Source organism: Pseudanabaena sp. 'Roaring Creek', assembly GCF_001402795.1.
Classification (GTDB): Bacteria; Cyanobacteriota; Cyanobacteriia; order Pseudanabaenales; family Pseudanabaenaceae; genus Pseudanabaena.
Genome location: NZ_LIRE01000001.1, coordinates 1 through 5,003 on the forward strand (window position 1 = coordinate 1; position 5,003 = coordinate 5,003).

The window sequence follows — 5,003 nt, forward strand, 5'->3', positions numbered from 1 at the left end:
CAAACCCAGTAAGGTTTTGAGATTCCCAAAATGGCGCTGCCATTTTGGGGATTTGGTAATAAACCCCAAAAGAAGGTTGCCGCGCTCTGCGCGGCAACCTTCTTTTGGGGATAAAAAAGCGATGCAAAGCATCGCTTTTTTTTGTATTTAATTGGGATTTAAATTTTATCTAGGCTTTATTAGAGGCATCGACTTCCGCAAAAGTTTTATAACATTTCTCAGAATCATAAATGTGACAGCGATCGCCAATATCCTTCATCAATTCCCATGAGAACTTAGTTTTGTACATATATTTCCCCCAATTCTCATCTAGAGATTTATGCGCCAAACGTAAGTTGTAAGAGGGAATACCCGTAGAAACATGGTGAGGTACATGCACGTTAATATCATGACACAACCATTCAACCCAAACTGGATAATCGCAATGTACAGTTCCCGTAAGTTGATCGGTCGCTGCGTGCCATTTATCCTTTTCCTTGAATTGGATATCAGGCATCGTGTGGTGAACGATCGTAAAGGTACTCATCCAAAAATGATAGACCAACCAAGGCATAACGAAGTAGCTAACAAAACCCATCAAGCCAGTGGTATAGATCAGAACTGGGAAGACGATTACAGCGAAAGCGATGACTAAGCGATAGGAAAACTTCACCTGCTTTTGTTGCCGTTCGGGATAGAGACTGGCATCGAAGTGGAGGTTAGCCCAATGTAAAATCGAACCAATCCACCAAAATCGCGTCCGAATCATCCGATAAACATTAGAAATTAGTCCCTTACCCTGTTCGTATTCTTCAACGGTGAAAGGATACCAAGCATTATCTTCACCCATTTTATTGGTATGCAGGTGATGGTGATCGTGCTTAAATCTCCAACCGTGAAAAGGGAAGATCAATGGCAAGAAAGCAATATGTCCGACGAGATCGTTAACCCAAATCTTGTTAGAAAAAGAACGATGTCCGCAGTCATGACCAATTACAAAAAAACCTGTTAAGGCTGTCCCCGTTAAAATCCATGCAAAGGGCAACAAATACCAAGGCGAGAAAGCAATACTGGCATAACCTAAGGCTGCGGCGGCTACAGAAAACAAAACACTCAGCCAAGCTCTGAGAGGTTTCTTCTCAAAGCATTCAGCAGGAATAGTTTTAATAATGTCGCGGAGTGTAGTGTCAGGGGTAAGGGTATGGGAGGAGTTTTGTATGGCAACCACTACTGAGCACTCCCTACGGCGGTCAGGCGTTGACTGCTCAAGCTTTGCAATTGCTGTAAAAGGATATCGATGTCTGATTGCAATTCCGCCAGTTCAGCTTGGACTTCTTCGGAATATAACTTTTTAGAGGCTACACTCAATGTAGAGATTTCTTTTGATGGGGCTTCAGTTTGTTTGCTCATACTTCCTTTAAAACGCTTTTAAAACGTTGCGATCACACCACAAAATATTTTATGTCTCAGATTCTATCTTATGTTACGTGTACTTTTATGTACCATAAACATATCTAATGAGTAATTATACGGATTGAGATGGGAGAAACTGTCATTTAACTTACAGACAATTATGCAAATTGACTTGTTCCCGAGTCCAGTAATCAAAGGCTTTATATGGGTAAAACCCTTTAATTGCGCCCAGCTACTTAGTACTTAGTACCAATGGGAGTATCGGCAAATAAAATTGGGGCGATCGCTGCTGCCGAACCCAATCGATCGTCAAGGTATTCTTCGAGGCTGTAATACTGATCCATGCGATCGCATAGTCCTGCGGGACTCAGGCTTTGAATATTATGACTGATGATGTAGCTCTGAGCCGCAGAACCTCGGAAAGCCGCAAAGGCTTCTTGGCAATAGGCTTGTTTTGACTCCTTAGCAGCCGATCGCCAGTCGCTACCATGCATATTTCCACTCAAAATCGGCTGACCATTAGCGGGGAGTACGGGACGACGTTCAGAGGCGATCGCCTCTGGCGTTGTCAAAAAAATGACAATTGCGGAAAGGATAACCAGTAATCCTGTCAGAATCTGAAATTTAGAAAGTCGATCCATAATTAACTCCTCCGTGACTCCATAATTTTCTCAAAGCTTAGACAAAAATCGTTAAGGTTTGATAACATTTACTAATTAATCGCGCTAAACATATCAAAATAGTAGTCGCAATATAATTGAATAGGTTGTATTGTCGAACTTCTAGGGGTTTTTAAGCTTCTTTTGTCATTGCCAATTGCAATAGTGTCGTTGAACTTAGGTAGTTTATGACACAGAAAAAACTCAATTCTCCCCGATCGATCAAATTCACTATATTTCCCAGCCTGCCAAATGTCCGAACACTATCTAAATCATCCTACTTTTGGCTTGCTATCTCGCTTATGTAGGGTGGATGATTTTCGTAGTTTGTTTACCACACTCTACGCCCAAAGGTTATTTTTCCTGATTACAACTAGTCCAGATGGTATTCAGTTTGAGCCTGTCTCCCGTGCTGATGCCAAACTTATGGTTGAAACTCAAATGAGATCGCTCCGTCGTGGTGGTTCCGATCTCGATCAAAAAAATTTACAACATATATACAAGCGAACCTTTTTCCAATGATCTCGCGTATTTCTCTTAAGGCTGCGGCAAAAATTAATCTCTATCTAGAGATTACGGGAAATCGCCCCGATGGTTATCACGATCTGGTGATGATCTTGCAAAGCATCGATCTCTGCGATCGCGTTGATATTTGCAAAAATACCACCAACGAGATTCAGATACTTTGTACGAATCCTGAAGTGCCTTGCGATCGGAGCAATCTCGCCTACAAAGCCGCAGCCTTGCTTCAGCATAATTTCCCTGAAGTAGGGGGAATGGAAATCGCGATCGATAAACAAATTCCTATGGGGGCAGGTTTAGCTGGGGGATCGACCAATGCGGCGGCTGTGTTAGTGGGCATCGATCGCCTCTGGGAACTGGGACTAACTCAGTCCCAGCTTTGTGATTTTGCCGCAATGTTAGGTTCCGATATCCCCTTTTGCATTTCTGGAGGTACGGCTCTTGCAACGGGTCGCGGCGAAGTACTTTCTCCATTACCCGATCTGACGGATTTAGTTTTAGTCATCTGTAAGCCCCGAAGCATTGCGATCGCCACAGCTTGGGCATATCAAACTTTTAGATCGCAGGGTTTACTCGCTAATAGTCCAGTTAAAAATCAAAACCTATCGAGTCAACTGGTAGCTGCGATCGCCTCTGGGGAGGATTCTGCTCCTAGCAGGTTGGGGCGCTTGCTCTATAACGATCTCGAACGAGTGGTTTTGCCTGAATATCCAGCTATCTCCGAACTTAAAAACAGGCTACTCGAACAGGAATGTCTTGGGGCGATGATGTCAGGTTCGGGATCGACAGTCTTTGCGATCGCTGCCGATCTTGATCGCGCTCAGCAGATCGCAGAAGCAGTAAAAACCGATGATATTGATGTATGGGTCGTTAAAAGTTTAGTTAGATCGATTTTTGATGCTTAATGAGTGGCGGCACTTAGAGCCACCGCTCATCTTTTGGGTTTTATGTCCTAATTAAAACTTGCATTGCTATATCTTGCGAGCGATCGCAGATCTAATAACTCGATTTGCGAACCCGCGATCGCAATTAATCCTTCACTGCTGAGTCGGTAAAAAGCTCTAGATAGTGTCGCAGGAATAGTTCCTAAGGTTGCTGCTAGTTGAGTTTTTGTAACATCTAAGGTAACGACATTTGCCCCATTGCCGCGATCTCTTAACCCTAATAAGTAGCTAGCCAAGCGTTGAGGAACATCCCTACAGGATAGTTCTTCCACCATATGTACGAGTTTTCTGGAGTGGGTCGCTAAGCTCATTAACATACCGATCGCGATCGCGGGATATTGATGGAGTAAATCCAAAAAAGCAAGTCGGGGAAAGAAGATTAATTCGGTATATACCAACGCGATCGCTGAGGCGGGAAAAGCCTTACCATCTAGGGCAGGCACTTCGGCAAAGTAATCGCGCTTCCCCAGTAAGTGCAAAATTTGCTCCTTACCATTAGAAGCCATTTTAAAGACTTTGACCCGCCCCGTTTGCACCATAAAAAATCCCGTTGCTGGACTATCTTGAAGGAAAATCATCTCTCCCTTCTGAAACTTTTGCAGTTGTGCGATTTCAACTAGAGGGATGAGCTGTTCCAAAGATAATCCTTTAAAAATAAGCGTTGTTGGCAACCAGCTACCCAATTCTGTTTTATTTAACATTAGTCTCAAAGCGATCGCTTATATTCTTTAGGTTCACTTGCCTTAGGCTCAATTATTTCACGCTCTCTTTGACTTAAGTCAAAGGATGTAGGGGGAATTGCTCCTATGCTAAGTAGCTGGGCGCAATTAAATATAAAAACCTAAAATCTGCGGCGATCGCTGCGCTAGCACCTCAGGTTTTGGGTTTGGTTCTTAATTAACGTCAGTTCGACAAAGGCGGAAAACAGAAAAAATCGCTTTGCGTTTTTTTCTGTTTTCCGCCATTTGCGCAGCGCTTAGCGCCACGCAAATGGTGTTATCGAACGCGCGTTTAATTATGCCCGTTTACTCATTTACACGAAGCAAAAAGGAAATCCCATGACAACATTATTTGAAAAACTCGGTGGTGCTGCCGCGATCGATTTAGCAGTCGATCGCTTCTATGAAAGGGTGCTACAAGACGATCGCATCAAACATTTCTTTGCCAATACAGATATGAAGAAACAGCGATCGCACCAAAAAGCTTTTCTAACCTATGCCTTTGGTGGTTCTGATAAATACGATGGTCGATTGATGCGTCAGGCTCACAAGGAGTTGGTCGAGAATCAAGGTTTAAATGGCGATCACTTTGATGCCGTTGCGGAGGATTTGATCCTCACCCTCAGAGAAATGGGAGTATCCGACGAACTTATCGCCGAGGTCGCCGCAGTAGCCGCAGCCCCCCAACATAAAAAAGATGTATTAAACGGCTAAATATAACTACCATCCAAGTTAAGAAATGGCGTAGCCATTTCTTAACTTGGTAT

7 protein-coding genes are annotated in these 5,003 nt (G+C 43.4%); 3 read left to right on the forward strand and 4 right to left on the reverse strand.

Features of this window, described 5'->3' with window-relative positions; translation table 11 throughout:
* Positions 1 to 169: 169 nt before the first annotated feature.
* The 3 genes from AC805_RS00005 to AC805_RS00015 all read right to left on the reverse strand — a co-directional run bounded on the left by AC805_RS00005 (position 170) and on the right by AC805_RS00015 (position 2,033).
* Positions 170 to 1,207: a fatty acid desaturase gene (locus AC805_RS00005; protein WP_055073509.1), complete on the reverse strand. Its 1,038-nt coding sequence runs from the start codon at positions 1,205 to 1,207 to the stop codon at positions 170 to 172.
* Positions 1,207 to 1,389 carry a hypothetical protein gene (locus AC805_RS00010; RefSeq protein ID WP_055073510.1) on the reverse strand — a complete coding sequence of 61 codons (183 nt, stop codon included), beginning with the start codon at positions 1,387 to 1,389 and terminating at the stop codon, positions 1,207 to 1,209. Before AC805_RS00010 ends, AC805_RS00005 begins: the two co-directional genes overlap by 1 nt.
* A gap of 239 nt (positions 1,390 to 1,628) precedes the next feature.
* Complete coding sequence (locus AC805_RS00015) at positions 1,629 to 2,033, reverse strand: hypothetical protein (protein ID WP_055073511.1); 405 nt, start codon at positions 2,031 to 2,033, stop codon at positions 1,629 to 1,631.
* A 270-nt stretch (positions 2,034 to 2,303) separates the two neighbouring features.
* On the opposite strand from AC805_RS00015, the gene pipX reads away from it, so the two are divergent.
* Together pipX and ispE are read left to right on the forward strand one after the other, a co-directional pair.
* Positions 2,304 to 2,573, forward strand: a complete 270-nt coding sequence (gene pipX, locus AC805_RS00020; RefSeq protein ID WP_009625994.1) for a transcriptional coactivator PipX — start codon at positions 2,304 to 2,306, stop codon at positions 2,571 to 2,573.
* The gene (gene ispE / locus AC805_RS00025; RefSeq protein WP_055073512.1) at positions 2,570 to 3,478 is read left to right on the forward strand and encodes a 4-(cytidine 5'-diphospho)-2-C-methyl-D-erythritol kinase; all 909 of its coding nucleotides are present in this window, start codon (positions 2,570 to 2,572) and stop codon (positions 3,476 to 3,478) included. The genes pipX and ispE overlap by 4 nt, the downstream gene beginning before the upstream one ends.
* A gap of 47 nt (positions 3,479 to 3,525) precedes the next feature.
* On the opposite strand, the gene AC805_RS00030 is transcribed toward ispE, so the two are convergent.
* Complete coding sequence (locus AC805_RS00030) at positions 3,526 to 4,218, reverse strand: Crp/Fnr family transcriptional regulator (RefSeq protein WP_055073513.1); 693 nt, start codon at positions 4,216 to 4,218, stop codon at positions 3,526 to 3,528.
* Between the two features lie 357 nt (positions 4,219 to 4,575).
* On the opposite strand from AC805_RS00030, the gene AC805_RS00035 reads away from it, so the two are divergent.
* Positions 4,576 to 4,950 (forward strand): group 1 truncated hemoglobin, encoded by a 375-nt coding sequence (locus tag AC805_RS00035; RefSeq protein WP_055073514.1) that lies wholly within the window; start codon positions 4,576 to 4,578, stop codon positions 4,948 to 4,950.
* Positions 4,951 to 5,003: the final 53 nt, after the last annotated feature.

Bases quoted from the DNA above. Each gene is read 5' to 3' on its own strand.
- AC805_RS00010 (WP_055073510.1), bottom strand. From the start codon at position 1,389: ATGAGCAAACAAACTGAAGCCCCATCAAAAGAAATCTCTACATTGAGT.
- AC805_RS00015 (WP_055073511.1), bottom strand. From the start codon at position 2,033: ATGGATCGACTTTCTAAATTTCAGATTCTGACAGGATTACTGGTTATC.
- pipX (WP_009625994.1), top strand. From the start codon at position 2,304: ATGTCCGAACACTATCTAAATCATCCTACTTTTGGCTTGCTATCTCGC.
- ispE (WP_055073512.1), top strand. From the start codon at position 2,570: ATGATCTCGCGTATTTCTCTTAAGGCTGCGGCAAAAATTAATCTCTAT.
- AC805_RS00030 (WP_055073513.1), bottom strand. From the start codon at position 4,218: ATGTTAAATAAAACAGAATTGGGTAGCTGGTTGCCAACAACGCTTATT.
- AC805_RS00035 (WP_055073514.1), top strand. From the start codon at position 4,576: ATGACAACATTATTTGAAAAACTCGGTGGTGCTGCCGCGATCGATTTA.